This is a genomic window from Algoriphagus alkaliphilus, assembly GCF_900103735.1.
GTDB classification, from domain to species: domain Bacteria; phylum Bacteroidota; class Bacteroidia; order Cytophagales; family Cyclobacteriaceae; genus Algoriphagus; species Algoriphagus alkaliphilus.
In genome coordinates, this window is record NZ_FMXE01000013.1 from 66,918 (window position 1) to 84,373 (window position 17,456).

Annotated in this window: 12 protein-coding genes and 1 riboswitch; of the genes, 7 read left to right on the plus strand and 5 right to left on the minus strand. The window is 43.2% G+C overall.

The window, feature by feature from the left end; translation table 11 throughout:
* The first annotated feature begins 13 nt into the window (after positions 1–13).
* Positions 14–1,744 carry a RagB/SusD family nutrient uptake outer membrane protein gene (locus tag BLQ81_RS10735; protein WP_092729958.1) on the plus strand — a complete coding sequence of 577 codons (1,731 nt, stop codon included), beginning with the start codon at positions 14–16 and terminating at the stop codon, positions 1,742–1,744.
* Between the two features lie 129 nt (positions 1,745–1,873).
* Entirely contained in the window at positions 1,874–5,398 is a 3,525-nt protein-coding gene (locus BLQ81_RS10740; protein ID WP_092729959.1) for an FG-GAP-like repeat-containing protein, read from the plus strand.
* Position 5,399: 1 nt separating this feature from the next.
* Here BLQ81_RS10740 and BLQ81_RS10745 read toward each other — a convergent pair whose 3' ends face one another.
* A complete protein-coding gene (locus BLQ81_RS10745) occupies positions 5,400–6,161 on the minus strand; it encodes a creatininase family protein (RefSeq protein WP_092729960.1) in 762 nt (253 codons plus the stop codon).
* A gap of 87 nt (positions 6,162–6,248) precedes the next feature.
* On the opposite strand from BLQ81_RS10745, the gene BLQ81_RS10750 reads away from it, so the two are divergent.
* The 4 genes from BLQ81_RS10750 to BLQ81_RS10765 all read left to right on the plus strand — a co-directional run bounded on the left by BLQ81_RS10750 (position 6,249) and on the right by BLQ81_RS10765 (position 10,086).
* On the plus strand, positions 6,249–7,226 hold the full coding sequence (locus tag BLQ81_RS10750) for an isoaspartyl peptidase/L-asparaginase family protein (protein WP_092729961.1): 978 nt from the start codon (positions 6,249–6,251) through the stop codon (positions 7,224–7,226).
* A 3-nt stretch (positions 7,227–7,229) separates the two neighbouring features.
* Positions 7,230–7,967 (plus strand): copper homeostasis protein CutC, encoded by a 738-nt coding sequence (locus BLQ81_RS10755; protein ID WP_092729962.1) that lies wholly within the window; start codon positions 7,230–7,232, stop codon positions 7,965–7,967.
* Positions 7,968–7,974: 7 nt separating this feature from the next.
* Positions 7,975–9,510, plus strand: a complete 1,536-nt coding sequence (locus BLQ81_RS10760) for an FG-GAP repeat domain-containing protein (RefSeq protein ID WP_175454214.1) — start codon at positions 7,975–7,977, stop codon at positions 9,508–9,510.
* 117 nt (positions 9,511–9,627) lie between these two features.
* The gene (locus tag BLQ81_RS10765; protein ID WP_092729964.1) at positions 9,628–10,086 is read left to right on the plus strand and encodes a CBS domain-containing protein; all 459 of its coding nucleotides are present in this window, start codon (positions 9,628–9,630) and stop codon (positions 10,084–10,086) included.
* Between the two features lie 479 nt (positions 10,087–10,565).
* Here the strand turns inward: BLQ81_RS10765 and BLQ81_RS10770 are convergent, their stop codons facing one another.
* The 4 genes from BLQ81_RS10770 to BLQ81_RS10785 all read right to left on the minus strand — a co-directional run bounded on the left by BLQ81_RS10770 (position 10,566) and on the right by BLQ81_RS10785 (position 14,423).
* Positions 10,566–11,732 carry a trans-sulfuration enzyme family protein gene (locus BLQ81_RS10770; RefSeq protein ID WP_092730012.1) on the minus strand — a complete coding sequence of 389 codons (1,167 nt, stop codon included), beginning with the start codon at positions 11,730–11,732 and terminating at the stop codon, positions 10,566–10,568.
* Positions 11,733–11,831: 99 nt separating this feature from the next.
* Positions 11,832–11,936: riboswitch (SAM riboswitch) on the minus strand.
* 150 nt (positions 11,937–12,086) lie between these two features.
* Positions 12,087–12,647 carry an aminoacyl-tRNA hydrolase gene (pth, locus tag BLQ81_RS10775; RefSeq protein ID WP_092729965.1) on the minus strand — a complete coding sequence of 187 codons (561 nt, stop codon included), beginning with the start codon at positions 12,645–12,647 and terminating at the stop codon, positions 12,087–12,089.
* Between the two features lie 250 nt (positions 12,648–12,897).
* On the minus strand, positions 12,898–13,470 hold the full coding sequence (locus BLQ81_RS10780; protein WP_092729966.1) for a 50S ribosomal protein L25/general stress protein Ctc: 573 nt from the start codon (positions 13,468–13,470) through the stop codon (positions 12,898–12,900).
* Between the two features lie 26 nt (positions 13,471–13,496).
* Positions 13,497–14,423, minus strand: coding sequence for a ribose-phosphate pyrophosphokinase (locus BLQ81_RS10785; protein WP_092729967.1), 927 nt, complete (start codon positions 14,421–14,423; stop codon positions 13,497–13,499).
* 262 nt (positions 14,424–14,685) lie between these two features.
* Between BLQ81_RS10785 and BLQ81_RS10790 the strand changes: the two genes are divergently transcribed.
* A complete protein-coding gene (locus tag BLQ81_RS10790) occupies positions 14,686–17,403 on the plus strand; it encodes a M14 family metallopeptidase (RefSeq protein ID WP_092729968.1) in 2,718 nt (905 codons plus the stop codon).
* The last annotated feature ends 53 nt before the right edge of the window (positions 17,404–17,456 follow it).

Below are 17,456 nucleotides of genomic sequence, written 5' to 3' on the forward strand. Positions count from 1 at the left end.
TTGATTAAGAAAAATGAACAATTTTAAATTAAAAATCGGAGCCCTACTAGCATCGACAGCGATGCTGGTAGCAGTGAGTTGTAGCGACGAATTCTTGGATGTTCCGCCTGTAGGACAGTTGTCTGAAAATCAACTTTCTACCTTGGCTGGAATCGATGCTTCTTTGATAGCAGCATATTCCCAAGTAAATGGTCGTGGTAACAGACTAGGGTCTCCTTCCAACTGGGTTTGGGGGAGTATTAGAGGGGGAGAGGCTAATAAAGGTACTGACCCCGGTGATTTTACAAGTATCAACCCCATTCAGCGATTTGAAAATGACGCTGCGGGAGGAGAAATGGGTGCAAAATACAACGTGGCTTATGAGGGTATTGCCAGAGCAAACAATGTTTTGAGATTGCTGACCAAAGCCGGTTCTGACGTAACCGCAAATGACAAAGTAAGATTATCCTCTCAAGCGAAATTTTTGAGAGCGCATTTTTACTTTGAGCTTGCACGTGATTACGACAAAACTCCTTACGTAGATGAGACCGTGGACTATGGAAGTGGATTGGAGAAAGTGAAAAATGATAAGCCACTCTGGCCGTTCATTGAAAAGGATCTTCAAGATGCTGTCAAAGATCTCCCAGCTACTCAAGCACAGGTGGGTCGAGTAAATCAGTGGGCTGCAAAAGCTTATTTGGCCAAAGTGTATTTGTATCAGAAAAAGTTTGCTGAAGCCAAAGCACTATTCACCGATGTGATCGAAAATGGAAGAACATCCAATAACTTGAAATATGGGCTAGTTCCATATTATGATGATGCTTTCCGTGGTAAAAATGACAATCACCAAGAATCTGTATGGGCTTATCAGTCTGCTGCTAATACAGGTTCTGTTCTTAATGCAAATCCGGAGTTTGACTTGAACTTCCCATACAATACTGGCCCTGCGGGTCCGGGCAACTGTTGCGGATTTTTCCAGCCTAGCTTTACTTTTGTAAATGCATTCAGAACGGCTAACGGTTTGCCATTATTAGACAAATCTTACAATTCTCCTGCTAACGAAGTAAAGAGTGACATGGGTGTCGCTTCCGGTGCAGCTTTCACTCCAGATGCAGGTCCACTTGACCCCCGCTTGGATCATACAGTTGGAAGGAGAGGACTTCCTTATTTGGATTGGCAAGATCACCCAGGTCAGGCTTGGATTCGAAACCAACCCAACGGTGGGCCTTATTCTCCTAAAAAGTATGTTTATCAGAGAGCTGAGCAGGGTACCTTCCAGGATAACTCCTCCTGGACTCCTGGCTACACTGGAATCAACTTCATGATCATCAGATTTGCGGATGTTTTGTTGATGGCCGCTGAGGCGGAAATCGAAACAGGTGGCTTGGAGAAAGCTCGGGAATATGTAAACCGTGTAAGAACCCGTGCTATGAACTCCTTTATTAAGAGAGCTGACGGGACTAATGCTGCCAATTACGTAATCAACATCTACACTGCACCTTGGACTAGCGCTGATGCTGCAAGACTTGCAGTTCGTCACGAAAGGCTTCTTGAGTTGGGTATGGAAGGACACAGATTCTATGATCTGCAGCGTTGGGGTACTGCACAAGCAGAGTTGGACTTCTACTTCGCTTATGATGGTGTTAAATTGGCTTCTTCTCTTGGTGGATCTAAATATACAGACAGATTTAAGTGGGTCCCAATTCCTCTAGATCAAATTGATTTGGTTGGGCCTGATATCCTTAAACAAAATCCCGGATTCTAATTTCTTAAATACAATTCCTTTAAAAGGGGGGCTTTAGCCTCCCTTTTTTTATGCTTTTATTTCTTATGCTTTTTCCTCCATTCGGAAAATGCTAATTTAAAGCTCGCTAGCAATACCCTAAAACCCCCTATGAAGTCTTTCTATCCTTCCGCATTTGTTTGCCTTATTGTCCTTTTCTCATCCTGTAAAAAAGATTCAACCTTATTCGAATTGAAGTCCTCAGATCAGACGGGAATTGATTTCAATAACCAAATCATCGAATCCGATTCCTTCAATATTTTGACCGACGAATATATTTTTAATGGAGGTGGTGTAGCAGTCGCAGACTTTGATCAAAACGGTCTTCCTGATTTATTTTTTACAGGAAATCAAGTTCCGAACAGACTTTACCTGAACGGGGGAAACTTTAAGTTCGGCGACATTTCCGAATCCTCAGGTATATTGGCTCCTGATAGCTGGTGTACAGGTAGCGTGATTGTGGATATCAACCACGATGGCTGGCCCGACATTTATGTAGCTACAGCTATGAAAATGGGTGCGGGAGAACGAAATAACCTTCTTTTTGTAAATCAGGGAAAAGACTCATCCGGAAATGTGACATTCAAAGAGATGGCAGAGGCCTACGGAATTGCAGATCCGGGGAATAGCATGGGTGCTGCTTTTATAGATTATGACTTGGATGGAGATCTGGATCTATACGTGTTAAACAATGAACAACTAAAATCCAAGCCTACTAATTTCAGGCCTAAAGTAACGGATGGTACTGCTGTAAATAACGACAGCTTTTATCGAAATAACGGGGACGGCACCTTTACCAATGTCACCATCGAAGCAGGTATAACTTTCGAAGGTTTTGGTTTGGGATTACTGATTGCCGATGTCAACAATGACGGTTGGCCGGATATTCATATCAGCAACGATTACATTACCAATGATATCCTGTATATCAATAATCAGGATGGCACTTTTTCAAACCGAACCAAGGAAAATCTGCGGCACCAAAGTCAGTTTTCGATGGGTTCAGATATTGCAGACTTCAATAATGACGGCCTTCCCGACCTGATCACCATCGACATGCTGGGGGAGGACAATTACCGCAAAAAGACTACGATCGGGAAAAATGTCTACCAAACTTACCTCAACAACGAGCAGTTTGGCTACGAATACCAATATGTCCGCAATATGCTCCATCTGAATAACGGACCGGGAATTCCTTTTTCAGAAATCGGATTGATGGCGGGAGTTTATCAGACAGATTGGAGTTGGGCTCCACTTTTTGGCGATGTAGATAACGACGGATTCAGGGACTTGTTGATTACCAACGGATTTCCGCGCGATATTACTGATAAAGACTTTGCCAATTACCGGGCGGATGTGGGAAATATCGCAACGACAAGACAACTTCTGGACTCAATTCCTATTGTGAAAATCCCAAACTACGCATACAGAAATACGGGAAATTTAAGATTTGAAGACAGCGGGGATGGATGGGGATTGAATAAACCTTCATTTTCAAATGGTGCTGCTTTGGTGGATTTGGATCTGGATGGGGACTTGGATTATGTAGTGAACAATATCAATGACCCAGCTTTTGTATTTGAGAACAAGCTGAATAAGAGCAAAAATGCCCCTAACTACCTTCGTGTGAAATTGAAAGGGCCAGCCAAAAATTCCCAAGGTTTGGGTGCAAAAGTACTCCTAAGGCCGACTCCTGAAAGTCTTTTATATCAGGAATTGCAAGTGGTGCGGGGGTATATGTCATCTATTGAAGATGTCCTTCATTTTGGCTTGGATTCCATAAATTCAGTCGGGGAACTTACAGTCATTTGGCCTGATGGCAAAGAGTCCAAACTTTCAAATATTGCTGTTAATCAGGTTCTTGTAGTGGATTACGCTTCTGCCCAAGTTGGAAAAAACAGCCTTGCAATTTTGGATTTGCCGATGTCCCGGAATTTTCTTTCTGAAGTTTCCGAAAAGCTTGGAATTTCATTCATTCACCAAGAGGAGGATAAAATTGATTTCAATATTCAACGGACTCTCCCCCACAAACTCACGCAATTTGGCCCCGCTTTGGCCGTAGGAGACCTTAACGGAGATGGAAGAGAGGATCTGATTATAGGGTCTGCTTCTGGGTTTTCTCCGGTTTGGTATGCACAGCAGGAGGATGGTAAGTTTATCCAAAAAGAGTTACTTCCGGGAGAGAATCCAATTTTCGAAGAAACGGGAATCCTGCTTTTTGACCTGGACAATGATGGGGATTTAGATCTTTACCTCGTCAGTGGGAGTGCTGAATTTTTACCAGAGGCTGCGGAATATTTGGATAGAATTTATCTCAATGACGGGAAAGGGAATTTCACCTTGGATAAAAGCTTTTCTGCAATAAAAGCAAATGGAAGCACTGTGCGTGGAGGTGATTTTGACGGGGATGGATTTTTGGACTTGTTTGTAGGAGGGAGATCTCCGATCGGAAAATTTCCCCTGGCAGAGAAGAGTTTTCTGCTAAAAAACGAAAATGGACTCCTGACTGACGTAACTGATAAACTTGCACCGGGACTGCGGGAGGTAGGGATGGTGACTGATGCAATTTGGTCGGATATCAACGGCGATGGGAAAGTCGACCTGATTGTGGTCGGTGAATTGATGCCAATCACCATTTTCATCAATCAGGGTGGCAAGTTCGAGAAACTGCAAAATACCGGACTGGAGAATTACCTTGGATGGTGGAATTCCATCGCCACTGCAGATTTTGATCAGGACGGCGATACTGATTTTGTCATCGGAAACCTTGGAGCCAATAATTCCCACCATCCAACTTTTGATAGGCCGGTGAAAATCTATGCCAAGGATTTTGACAATAACGGAAGTGTGGATCCGGTTTCTTTTGCTTATTATAAAGACAAGCAAGGAGGCGTTTACAATTCATTTCCAAGTCATTTTTGGGATGATTTGATGGGACAAAGTCCGATGTTCCGAAGGAAATTTGATCGGTATAAATATTTTGCGTTGAGTACTGAAACCTCATTTTTCACCGAAGATGAAAAGAAAGATGTGATGATTTTGACCGGAAACTATGACCGGACGATATGGGTTGAAAATCTCGGTAACGGGAAATTTACCGTACATGAACTGCCTATTTTGGCCCAAATCGCTCCGACAAACGGAATTGTGGCCGATGACATCAACGGTGACGGAATTTCCGATATTCTTATGGTAGGGAATGACTATGGGAATGAAATCTTCATAGGAAGGCTGGATGCTTCTGTAGGATTGCTGCTTCTTGGAGATGGTAAAGGTAATTTTGAGTCAGTCAATCCAAGAGAAAGCGGTTTTGTGGTGCCCGGAGACGCAAAATCTTTGGTAAAATTGAGTACTTCCCAAGGTGCACCACTTTATTTTGCTTCCCAAAATAGGGGCAAATTGCTTGCTTTCAGATCCTCTTATGAAGAAGCAAAAACGCTTTCTTTTGGGCAGGATGCCATGGCTTTAATTCTTGAATTGGAAAATGGCAAAAGGCAGCGTTTTGATTTAAGTCTTGGTTCTGGATTTGGATCCCAATCTACGCGGGAAATAAGCCTCCCCAAAGGAACAAAATCAGCAGTGATGATTGACTACAAGGGTCAGATGACGCCGGTGGGAATCTTCACGATGAACTAGCTTACTTGTAGAGATCTCCCGGTCTGGCTTCGCAGATATCAGCGATCAATTCCGCGATTTTATCAGTGACGTCTTCGAAATACCGCCTCCCTTTTTCCGGGGAGGCTTTTTTTGGATTACCGATTCCGGTGTCATCAGTGACTTGAGACCACTTTCGCTCTGCCCAAGCCCATTTTTCCCTTATCCCCCGTATCACAGATTTACGTTCGGCACCGTCTCCTGCTTCTTCCAGCGACAAAACCAGTTCAGGATGCAGGTATTGGATCAAGGCAGTTTCCATTTCATCGGCATGATCTCCGGCTTCCTCGAAATACTTAGATTTGTCCAATGCCTGAAACCAATTGCAGGTAAAAAGTAACATGTCAGGAAATCTAAGACCCAATTCCCGCAACATGGGCTGAAAGTTATTCCCTCCGTGGCTGTTCAGAATCAAAAGCTTTTTGATCCCCTGTCTGCTGAGTACTTCAATAATATCCGTCAGAATAATCAGTTGTGTACTTGGATAGATGTTGATGTCCAGATAGATGTCACTTTGCCCGGTATTGACACCGAATGGGATAGTGGGCAGCACCACGACTTTCGATCCCTTTTCCCAAGCCTTTCTTGCCCCCTCTGCCCCGAGGTCATCTGCTTCATAAATGTCAGTACCATACGGGAGATGATAATTATGAGCTTCGGTGGCTCCCCAAGGCAGAACCGCCAAATCATAACGAAATGTTTTAAGATCTTTCCAGGTGGCTTCTTTCAGAATATAGGGTCTCATCAAGATTGTTTTTTAGTATTTGGAGGAATGGCAGGGGGATTTGGGTCAAAATTGATAATTTGAATCCCGATTCTAAAAATAGTCTCAATGTCTCAAAGAAGAAAGTTTATCAAGCAATCCCTTGTCAGTTCTGCTTTATTTTTACCGGGTGTTTCAGCTTTTTCCAAAACCTTGGAAAAGGGATTGCAAAAGGAAGAAAAACCACTAATTCTATCCACTTGGAATCATGGCCTCCCGGCAAATAAGGCAGCTTGGAACAAACTCAAGGAAACAGGCAGTATTCTCGATGCGGTAGAAGCAGGTGTTCGGGATACCGAATTGGATATGGAAAACTTATCCGTAGGACTTCAAGGCTTACCGGACCGGGAAGGAATCACCACTTTGGATGCTTCCATTATGACAGGAGACGGAGCTTGTGGCTCCGTTGCATTTGTCCGTCAGATTAAGCATCCTATTACTTTGGCTAGGGCTGTAATGGAAAAGACTCCACATGTAATGTTGGCAGGGGAGGGGGCACGGCAGTTTGCCATTGCCCAAGGTTTTCCTTTGGAAAAAGAAGAACTTAGCCCAAAGGCCAAAGTCGAGTATGACAAATGGAAAGTGACTAGCCAATACAAACCCATCATCAATATCGAAAATCATGATACGATAGGCATGGTCGGAATTGATTCCTCGGGAAAACTTGCGGGAAGCTGCACGACCAGTGGACTTGCCTACAAAATGCATGGAAGGGTAGGAGACAGCCCCATTATTGGTGCAGGATTGTATGTGGATGATGAAGTTGGTGCTGCTACCGCTACTGGATTGGGAGAGACGATCATTCGGATTTGTGGCAGTTTTTTGATTGTGGAATTGATGCGTCAGGGGAGGACACCACAAGAAGCTTGCGAGGAAGCAGTTAAGCGGCTTGTGACCAAAAGCAAAAACATCCAAGATATTCAGGCAGGCTTTTTAGCTATCAATAAATATGGAGAAACCGGGGCTTTTGCGGTTCACCCGGGATTTAATTTTGCTAGAGCCACTTCATCGGAAAATATCCTAATTGATTCTAAAAGCCATTTTTAAGCGATGGAAAAGATTCTATTAGAAGCGCCTGTTTTCAATCTTCAAGCAGCCATGGAAGCAGCCCAATTTGGGATTGACAGACTGGAGCTTTGTTCCAATTTTCCCGAAGGGGGAGAAACTCCAAGTGCAGGAATGCTTCGTTTTTTGAAAAGTGAAGTAGATATTCCGGTTTTTGTGATGATTCGTCCACGTGGAGGAGATTTTGTGTACTCTCTGAAAGAGGAAATTGTGATGAAGCAAGACATTCAGTTGTTGACTGAATTGGGAGCTGATGGCTTTGTTTTCGGGATTTTGGATGAAAAAGGGAAGGTAAATGAAGCAGCTTGCAAGATGCTACTGCGTGCAGCCGGAGAAAAGCCCTGTACCTTCCACCGTGCATTTGACGCATCATCGGATTTGGAGGATTCCCTGGAGCGAATTATTGATCTGGGCTTTAATCGAATTCTTTCCTCAGGTGGAAAAAATTCCCTGACGGAAGGGCTTCCGGTGATTTTGGAACTTTTGGAAAAGGCCCAAGACAGAATTATTATTATGCCGGGAGGTGGAACCAAAGCAGAACATGTGCCGATCCTAAGAAAAAGTGGCTATTTGAAAGAAGTCCATGCTTCCTGCAAAGTGGCAAAACCTTCACCCAATCAGTTTATTAATGAAGGTCTGTCTTTTTCGGCCATGCCTTTGGATTTTTCGCTTCACTTTGGAGTTGATCCGGCGGTAGTCAATGAGTTCAAATCTGTTCTATAAGTTAAAAATGCGAAAGTATCTCTGGATTGTTGGGTTGATGTGTTGGAGCTGTGGGCCGATTTCAGAGCGAAAGCAACCACCCCCAAGTTTGCAACAATTGGCGCAGTCGGATTTGAATCTGACGGGTGAGCAACTCGCAAACGGCTATTGTGCGGCTTGCCATTTGAAACCCGAGCCTGAGGTGTTGGACAGGATAACCTGGGAGACCAGTGTATTGCCGGACATGCGCAAGCGGATGGGCTTATACCTTGAGGAGGATTTGGGAACAGTCCTTCCTCAGGATGGAGGAGTTCCCGAGGGTATTTATTCTAAGATACAATACATTTCCCGAGAAAACTGGGCAAAGCTTCTGACCTATTATCTGGAAAATGCGCCTGAAAAACCCCTTCCACAAATTGAAAAGATTAACCCAAAAAATGGAATTCCGGGATTTGAATTGGAGATACCCAATTTTCCTTTCGTCAGACCCAGTCTTACCACGATGGTCAGGGTACATCCCAAAACAGGGAACTTATGGTTGGGTCACAGGTTCCGTTTGCTATATGTATTGGACTCGAAAAATGGATTCAGTCAGTTAGACTCGATTAATACTCCTATTGCGCCGGTTGAGATAAAGTGGAGCTCTGATACTGACTTCGATTTGCTGTCCATGGGTTTGATGGATCGAGCGAATGATTCACTTGGAGTCTTGGGCAAGTATTCAAATTCTGGAAAATCCTGGCAGAGTTTTCCGATTCAGGAAAAACTGATGCGACCGGTTCATGTAGAATATTCGGATTTCAACGGGGATGGAAAAGAAGACTGTGTGATTAGCCATTTTGGAAATCATCTGGGGAAGTTGAGTCTTTATCTTACCAAAAATGATGGCTTTGAAGAGATCATTTTGAAGAAAGACCCGGGTGCAAGAAGGACAATAGCTGTTGATTTTGACGGTGATGGTGACATGGACATCCTTGCTCTGATGACTCAGGCAAAAGAAGCAATCGTGCTTTTCGAAAATCAAGGCGATGGCAAGCTCAGGGAACGCGTATTATTGGCTTTTCAGCCAGCCTTTGGATCGAATGATTTGCGGTATGAAGATATGACGGGTGATGGACTGCCGGACTTGATTTTAGTGAATGGGGATAATGCCGACCAATCCCAAATTTTAAAAAATTACCACGGTGTCCGGATTTTTGAAAATAATGGGAAAGGAAAGTTTACTGAAAAATGGTTCTACCCCATGCATGGAGCCACTGGATTGGAAGTGGATGATTTTGATCAGGACGGGGATATGGATTTGATTGCGATTGCTTTTTTTCCAGATCGAAATCAAACCCCGAGACAGGACTTGATTTATTTTCAACAAGGGGATAAAAGCAAATACGATCCATTTATTTTGGAAAATGCGCCCGAATTCAATTGGCTTACCATTACCAAGGGGGATTTGGACGGGGATGGAGATCAAGATCTAGTAATCGGGACTTTTGCCTTTGATGAGCTATACAAGGCTCCAACTTCAACTTGGAGTCCTTTTATCATCCTGAGAAATAGCTTGAAGTAATCAATTGTTATTTGTAATTACTTGAAATACTTATCTGTATTATCCATTAAGTGTGTTTTTTTATTTCTCTATTCAAAGAAATTCAGTATCTTATTATCTTTCCTTAAATAAAAAGCTATGGTAAAAAGTTTTCAAGGGGTCAGAGAAGTGGAGCCCAAAGCCCCGATTCAGCAGATTTTGGTCAAGGACCATATGACCACCAATTTGGTTACTTTTCAGCCGGAAGACACGATTGATCAAGTTATTGATGCGCTGACCAAGCGGAAAATTTCAGGCGCACCTGTTTTGGATGAGTCAGGTGCCTTGGTTGGAGTAATCTCTGAGGTAGATTGTCTGGCGGAAATCATTAAAGGAAAATACAGTAATACCGTTAGATTTCCCGCTAAGGTTAAAGAACACATGAGTACGAATGTGATCTATCTGAATCCCGACATGTCGCTTTTTGATGCGGCCCAAAAATTTTTAGAGCATAAAATCCGCCGGTTTCCAGTACTAAAAGATGGTCATCTCGTGGGTCAGCTAAGTTTGAGTGATGTGATTCGAGCTTTCCCCAAGCTCAAACACACGACTTGGTAAAAACCAATGGTTGTCTGATTAATGCCGATTGTCACATTGAGTCTTAAATATTGCGGGAACATACAAAAAGGGAATGACAGGGTTTTGCACACCAAGTAAGTCAATAAATGTAAAACCACGTTTGATTTAACCTGCGTAAACAAAACATGGATCGGAAGGGCGCGGTGGGAGGATTTGCCAGCGAGCCAGCGTTCGGCCTTGTGCGGTGGGAGCTTTGGCAAATCTTGACCTTTTGGTTCTTTTGGGTTAAGCCAAAAGAACGAAGAAAAAAAATACTTAACCTAAATCCAGAACCATAATTAAATGATCAATGTCTAACGATTTAAAGACTACAAATCGGAATAAAATTCTATAATATTCTTTTTTAAAAAATTAAATACAAGCTGTCATCGGTAGCGGAGTCGAAGGGTCAGGCTGACACCTTCAGTCCTTTTGAGACAGCCTCTTTAATATTATTCTGAATTGGAGGCTTAAATTTTCTATTTAGACATTTCGATGGCCCTCTCAACATCTTTCAGAATGTCTTCGTAATGCTCCAAACCCACCGAAAGTCTAATCAACCCATCGGCAATCCCCACGCGGGCTCGTTCTTCCGCCGAAAGTTTGCTATGGGTCGTAGATGCAGGATGGGTGATGATACTTCTACTATCTCCCAAATTGGCAGTGACAGAAATCATCTGAAGCTGATCAATAAATCGCTGTGCTCTGGCCACCCCGCCTTTTAGCGTCAGGGTGATGATCCCTCCACCGGCTTTCATTTGCTTTACTGCAAGATCATGCTGAGGATGGGAGGCTAGAAAAGGATATTTCACGGCTTCCAATTCGGGATTTCCTTCGAAATAGGAGGCGACTTTCATTGCATTTTCACAGTGACGATCCATACGGACAGCAAGCGTTTCCATGCTTTTAGCCAAAATCCAGGCATTAAATGGTGAAATAGACGGGCCTGTATGCCTTGCAAAAAAATGAACTTCCTTCATCAATTCTTTCGAACCGAGAATAAGTCCACCTAATACTCGCCCTTGCCCATCGATGTATTTGGTAGCACTGTGGGTAACGATATGAGCGCCCCATTTGGCAGGCTGCTGGAGATAAGGGGTGGCAAAGCAATTGTCTACCACGAGAATCAGATTGTGTGCTGCTGCAAATTTTCCTGCCCACTCCAAGTCGATGATCTCCAAACCGGGATTTGACGGGGTTTCGATAAAGAGCATCTTGGTATTTGGCTGGACTAGTTTTTCCCAGTTGAGATAATCTGAAATATCTCCATAGGTTGAACTAATCCCCCACTTTGGAAATACTCGGGTCAACAATTGATGGGTAGAACCAAATAAGGATCTTGAAGCCAAAACATGGTCTCCTTGTTGAAGTAAAGCCGCAATACTTCCAAACATCGCCGCCATTCCAGATGCAGTGGCTATCCCATCTTCCGTTCCTTCCGCAGCACATACCTTCTCGATCAGATCAGATGAATTTGGGTTTGCATAGCGGGAATAGATATTTCCCGGAATCTCATCGGCAAACATTGCACGTGCTTCCTCCGCGGAATCAAAAGTAAAACTTGAGCTCAGGTAAATGGGTGAGGAATGCTCTTTTTGATTAGAACGCTGTTGGATTCGGATCGAATCGGTTTCGAAATGAGACATGGTCTGTTCGGTTTGAATACAGGTGTACACGTCAGGACTGAAAAAGATTTTTCCCAAAGGCAGAATTTGAACCAGAATTGAGGCAGTTATGATTACGCCAATTTATAGTTCCCGCAGAGGGTAGGAATTGGCACCTTTCACCGGAGTTTGGGATGGTTGCCAGAGGGTCACAGAGCCTATTCTCTCGCCTCTTCTTTATAAATCAGTCTCCTGAAGTGATGCAAAGAAAAAGGGAGATTTGGTCAAATCCAAATCTCTCCTAAAATGCCCTTGAAAAAAAAATCTCATACAGGGAAATGATTATGTGGGGCATTCGACGTGGCAATTAAAAAAACAAGATTTAAACACGTGAAATCAATCATTGAATTGAGTCATGGTTTGGGAAATCCCGATGGTGCAAAAGCCAAAAATCATGTCAATCGCCTTGTCCATCATCATCGGAAGTTCATCAAATTCCTGTTGGGAGAATCTCCCCAAAACATAATCAACTTGCCTTCCTTTTGGGAAATTGTCTCCGATTCCCATTCGAAGTCTAGGGTAATCTTGTCCACCTGTGAGGTCTTCAATGTTTTTCAGGCCGTTATGCCCAGCGGCACTGCCCCTGACTCTCATTCTCAGTTTGCCAAAAGGAATAGCGACATCATCTACGATCACAAGAATATTCTCCTTGGGAATGCCAAGCTCCTTCATCCAATAGTTGACGGCTTTTCCACTTAGATTCATGTAAGTAGTGGGCTTGATCAGATGTAAGCTTCTGCCTTTGTATTTGATTTCAGTTTTGAATGCCAGCCGATCACTTTTCCAACTTGCCCCTTCCTTGTCGGCAAGTCTGTCTACAGTCAAGAATCCAATGTTGTGTCGGGTTAGTTCGTATTCGGGGCCAATGTTCCCTAATCCCACGATCAGGTATTTCATCCGTTTGTAATTTGTTTTTAAGTGGTCAAATAGCTTGTCCCGAAACTGCCTGACCGGCAGATAGGCTTGTTTCGGGAGAATCTCACCTTACTAAATTTAAAATCGTGTGTAACAATTTAGTCAAGCTTGATTTAATTTTAATCGAATATAGACCTGTCAGGTTTTCAAAACCTGACAGGTCTAGTAATTTTTGAAAATAAAAAATCCTGCCCGGTAATGAGCAGGATTTAATGGCTTTGGAAGATTTTGATTATTCTCCTTTTTTACCTCTAAGTGCTCTTGGAATCCCAACAGTCACGATAGAAACATTTGGAGAAGTAAGAATTTCAAAACCTTGCGCTTTCAATTCACTTACTTTAAATGATTTTCCCAAATCCAAGTCAGAAATATCAACAGTAATGAAGTCAGGGAAGTTACTTGCCAAACCTTTTACCTTTAATTTTCTTGTCTTGAATTCCAGTTTACCACCTTTAGCGATACCTGGTGAGCTACCTGTTACTTTCACAGGAATTTCGAATTTGATGGCTTTTTCTTCTGTGTAAGCCATGAAGTCAGCGTGTAATAAAACCTCACTTACAGGGTGATATTGAGCTTCTTTCAATACTGCTTTCACGATCATACCTTCGATATTCAATTCTACCAAGTGAACTTCAGGCGTGTATATCAAATCACGGAAAAGGATAGCTGGAGAGTAAAAATGAACTTGTTCAGGAATACCTGGTCCATAAACTACGCAGGGAACATTGCCTGAATCTCTGATTTCGTTCAAAGTGGCACTGTCGAGATTTGCTCTTTTAAACCCTATAATCTCAAGTGTTTTCATAAGTATTTGTATTTTAAATTGGTTTTTTAAATAAATAGAGAACTGATGGAGGTATTACCGGTCACTGCATGAATTGCTTTTGCAAACAAGTCTGCAACAGTCAGTACCCGGATCTTGGAAGAATGCTGCTTCATGGTGATCGTGTCAGTGATGACTAGCTCCTCCAATACGGAATTTTCGATGTTCTCATAAGCATTTCCCGAAAGCACACCATGTGTTACGATGGCTCTGACCGAAGTTGCTCCTTTCTCTTTGATTATTTGTGCAGCCTTGCAAAGTGTGCCTGCTGTATCGACCAAATCATCTACAAGAATTACATCTTTTCCCTCTACGTCACCGATTACCTGCATTGAGGCGATCTCGTTGGCCCTTTTTCTATGCTTATCACAGACGACCATTTCTACTTCAAAATGCTTTGCAAAAGATCTGGCTCTTGCCACACCTCCTACATCAGGTGCTGCGAAAATCATATCCGGAAGCCTAAGCGTGCTCAAATAGGGTGCAAAAATAGCTGATCCATTTAAATGATCCAAGGGGATATCGAAAAAACCCTGAATTTGTCCAGCATGTAGGTCGCAAGCCATTATTCGGTCAGCTCCTGCGGATGTCAACATATTGGCAATTAACTTGGCAGCAATGGAGACTCTTGGGCGGTCTTTTCTGTCCTGACGGGCATAGCCAAAGTAAGGAATCACAGCACAGACTTTGTACGCACTGGCACGCTTGGCCGCATCTATCATAAGGCAAAGCTCCAAAATGTTGTCACTCGGAGGGTTGGTGCTTTGAATGATAAATACTGTGCAACCTCTGATCGACTCATTGAAACTCGGTGACATCTCTCCGTCACTGAATTTTGACATCGTTAAGTCGCCGATCTTTTTGCCATAATTTTTGGCGATTCGTTCTGCCAAATGAAGACTGCTGGTGCCTGCAAATATTTTAACCTCGGACATGGTGGGTTTTTTTGGAGGTAATGGGTTGGAAAAGTGCCTATCACAAAAGTAAGGATTTTTGACGGACAGGCTAAAGTCAAGTCATTTCATACTCACATTTATTTAAAAATTGATCCCGGATTTTGAATCGGAGGAGATTTCTTGCAGTGATTTTTTTCTGACTGTACCGATCCTGTAATATTTTCTCCGAAAGCTGTTTTTCATTACCCGTTTTGTGGGTTAAGGTTTATTTTTACTCTTTGCTGGAATTTACCCCGACCTTATGAAAAAATATTTAATTCTAATTCTCTTTTTAGGGACACTGCCTTTTTTTGTGCATTCCCAAGTTGTCCCCACCCCCAAATCCCACTTTGGATTTGATATCGGAGACGAATATATGCTGGCCAATTTTAGCCAAACAGAGGCCTACTTCAAGAAAGTCGATGAAGCGAGTGACCGTGTGAAGCTTGTGGAAATCGGAAAAACAGAATTTGGAAGGTCTCAGCCTATGCTGATCATCACTGCACCGCAAAATTTTCCTCAAATCGAGCGCTACAAAGAAATTTCAAGAAAACTTGGGCGTGCCGAAATCTCCGAGGCAGAAGCGAAAGCGCTTGTTAAGGAGGGTAAGCCCGTAGTTTGGATTGATGGGGGTCTTCATGCTAATGAAGTGGTCGCTGCACAACAGTTAATCGAAACGCTTTATAGACTTGCTTCAGGAAATGATGAAGAGACGCTAAAAATCCTCGACGAGGTAATTATTCTGTTGGTGCACGTCAATCCCGATGGAATGGAAATCATGTCTGACTGGTACATGAGAAATCAGGATAAGAGCAAACGAGCGCAGAATATTCCTGTCCTCTATCAAAAATATGTCGGGCATGATAATAACCGGGATTTTTACATGAACAACATGTCTGAATCCACCAATATCTCACTTCAACAATATGTAGAATGGCTTCCTCAAATCATTTATAATCATCACCAGGCAGGTCCTGCCGGAACTGTCGTTGCCGGGCCTCCTTACAGGGACCCGTTTAACCACGTGTTTGATCCACTAATTATCACCAGTCTTGATGCGGTGGGTGCTGCCATGATCAACAGATTGCACGTGGAAGATAAGCCGGGATATACTCGATTAGACGGTTCTGTTTTTTCCACTTGGTGGAACGGTGGATTGAGAACAACCCCTTACTATCATAATATGATAGGCATTTTGACCGAAATTGTGGGCAGCCCGTCCCCTTATTCGATTCCTTTGGTTCCCGATCGTTTGATCCCAAATAACGGCACTCCTTATCCCGTTTCCCCGGGTCCTTGGCCTTTCAGAAGATCTATTGATTATTCTGTTTCCCTCAATTATGCAATTCTTAATCATGCTGTCCGACATGGTGACGAATTGTTGTATAACTTCTACCTGATGGGTAGGAAGTCCATCGAGCGTGGAAATACCGATACTTGGACCCGTTATCCCAAAAATGCCCAGGCAATTCAGAAAGCATTTGATTCCGCGCAAAAGAAGAAAGAAGCAGAAAATGAGGAGGAAGCTTATTTTGGATACCGATCCGGTTTGCCGATTCAGTTTTATGATTCAGTGTACAAAGATCCATCAAAAAGAGACCCCAGGGGTTATATCCTTTCCGCAGATCAGCCAGACTTTTCCACAGCGATTAAGTTTCTGAATGCCCTGATCAAATCAGGTATTTTGGTACATAAAGCCACGGCAGATTTTACTGTGAATGGAAAGCCTTATCCGAAAGGATCTTACATTGTCAAAACAGCCCAAGCATTCCGACCTCACGTGTTGGACATGTTTGAGCCCCAGGATCACCCTAATGATTTTCTCTATCCGGGAGGACCTCCAATCAGACCATACGATGCAGCAGGTTGGACACTGGCTTATCAAATGGGAGTAAGAGTAGATCGGATTATGGAAGGATTTGATGGGCCATTTGAGCCTGTTGCTTATGGACAATTGCTTTCTCCTGAATCCACGACACTTGTAGCAGCATCCGGGTATTTACTGGATGCGCGGGTAAATGATTCATATCTGGCAGTCAATGACCTCCTCAAATCAAAAGTAAAAGTTTATCGTACCTCAGCTGAAATCAACGGATTACCTGCAGGTTCTTTTTATGTTCCGGCTTCTGGAAAAAATGCATTGCAAGCCGCTGCTAAATCCTATGGAATCAAACCTGTGGAGGGAAAAGGATTGCCAACCGGAGCCAAAGAAGTCAAACCTTCCCGAATCGGACTATATGATTACTATGGTGGGTCGATGCCGTCCGGTTGGGTGAGGTGGATGATGGAGCAGTTTCATTTTGATTTCCGGCAGATTTTTCCACAGGAAATTGATGGAGGAGATCTCAATGCCAAATACGATGTGATTCTATTTATAGGACCCGGAATGCCCGGAGAAAGTGGAGGCTACGGTAGTGGAGCCCAACCTAAAAAAGAGGACATCCCAGCCGAGTTTCATCACATGATCGGAAGATTGTCATTGGATAAATCCATTCCTCAGCTTAAGTCGTTTTTGGAGAAAGGTGGACAGATTATCACAGTGGGTGCAGCGACTTCATTGGCTTACCATTTGGATTTGCCAGTTACCAATGCCTTGGTGGAAATAGCAGGAGGAAAGGAAAAATCCTTAACTGGCGACAAATACTACATCCCCGGCAGTGTATTGGAGATGCATGTGGACAATTCCTCACCGGCAAATTTTGGAATGGGTGACAAGGCCAATGTACTTTTCAACAACAGTCCAGTATTCAAACTAGCTCCTGGCGCAGCTTTGCAGGGAGTGAAGCCGCTGGCATGGTTTGGAACCGAGGAACCACTTAAAAGTGGATGGGCTTGGGGTCAGCAATACTTGAAAAATGGAGTTACCGCTTTTGAAGCTCAAGTTGGAAAGGGAAAGTTGTATGCTTACGGTCCGGAGATCACTTTTAGGGCTCAATCTCACGGGACGTTTAAAATGCTTTTCAATGGACTTTATAAATAACTAAAAGTCAATAAAAATGAAAAAAGCTGCCCAATCAGGCAGCTTTTTCATTT

Bases quoted from the DNA above. Each gene is read 5' to 3' on its own strand.
- BLQ81_RS10780 (WP_092729966.1), bottom strand. From the start codon at position 13,470: ATGAAAACACTTGAGATTATAGGGTTTAAAAGAGCAAATCTCGACAGT.
- BLQ81_RS10735 (WP_092729958.1), top strand. From the start codon at position 14: ATGAACAATTTTAAATTAAAAATCGGAGCCCTACTAGCATCGACAGCG.
- BLQ81_RS10785 (WP_092729967.1), bottom strand. From the start codon at position 14,423: ATGTCCGAGGTTAAAATATTTGCAGGCACCAGCAGTCTTCATTTGGCA.
- BLQ81_RS10770 (WP_092730012.1), bottom strand. From the start codon at position 11,732: ATGTCTCATTTCGAAACCGATTCGATCCGAATCCAACAGCGTTCTAAT.
- BLQ81_RS10755 (WP_092729962.1), top strand. From the start codon at position 7,230: ATGGAAAAGATTCTATTAGAAGCGCCTGTTTTCAATCTTCAAGCAGCC.
- BLQ81_RS10760 (WP_175454214.1), top strand. From the start codon at position 7,975: ATGCGAAAGTATCTCTGGATTGTTGGGTTGATGTGTTGGAGCTGTGGG.
- BLQ81_RS10750 (WP_092729961.1), top strand. From the start codon at position 6,249: ATGTCTCAAAGAAGAAAGTTTATCAAGCAATCCCTTGTCAGTTCTGCT.
- pth (WP_092729965.1), bottom strand. From the start codon at position 12,647: ATGAAATACCTGATCGTGGGATTAGGGAACATTGGCCCCGAATACGAA.
- BLQ81_RS10790 (WP_092729968.1), top strand. From the start codon at position 14,686: ATGAAAAAATATTTAATTCTAATTCTCTTTTTAGGGACACTGCCTTTT.
- BLQ81_RS10765 (WP_092729964.1), top strand. From the start codon at position 9,628: ATGGTAAAAAGTTTTCAAGGGGTCAGAGAAGTGGAGCCCAAAGCCCCG.
- BLQ81_RS10745 (WP_092729960.1), bottom strand. From the start codon at position 6,161: ATGAGACCCTATATTCTGAAAGAAGCCACCTGGAAAGATCTTAAAACA.
- BLQ81_RS10740 (WP_092729959.1), top strand. From the start codon at position 1,874: ATGAAGTCTTTCTATCCTTCCGCATTTGTTTGCCTTATTGTCCTTTTC.